Source organism: Adlercreutzia equolifaciens (genome assembly GCF_029076695.1).
GTDB classification, from domain to species: Bacteria; Actinomycetota; Coriobacteriia; order Coriobacteriales; family Eggerthellaceae; genus Adlercreutzia; species Adlercreutzia equolifaciens_A.
The window spans coordinates 1-396 of record NZ_JARFIK010000091.1 but is presented as its reverse complement, the minus strand read 5'-3'; the positions used below and the strand labels follow the sequence as shown (position 1 = coordinate 396).

1 protein-coding gene is annotated in these 396 nt (G+C 59.6%); it reads left to right on the top strand.

The genetic code is table 11. From position 1 onward, the window contains the following. Positions 1–30: 30 nt before the first annotated feature. A partial coding sequence (locus tag PZH32_RS11605) for a hypothetical protein (RefSeq protein ID WP_275208412.1) occupies positions 31–396 on the top strand: 366 nt, incomplete at its 3' end.

Here is a 396-nt window from a genome sequence, read left to right as displayed (position 1 = left end):
ACAGGGTTGCGGCCCCGGCGCCTGAAGGAGATGCTCAAGTTCATCTTGGCTGGATGGGCTAACCTGAAGGGCGGCGACCCTATGTGGCTGATCAACGACGAAGAGCGCAACTTCGAGGCGTTTCTGCTTCAGTGCCTGGCAAGCTACGGCTGCTATCTGGAAGAGGAGCTAGCGGCGTCTGCCCTGGTAGCGCTTGCCAAGGGGAAGGCGACGGTCGCCGAGCCGAGGCCAGCTCATATTCTGGTGGACGACTACTCGTCCCTCTCTCGGGAGGCGGTGTCACGACGCATGGCCGTTGGCCGTGCCGTCTTCTCGCTGCGAAGTCGGAATACCGAGCCGAGAAACAAGAGCCCTGGATGGAAAGGAACAACTATGAACAAGTTCGATCTGACAAAG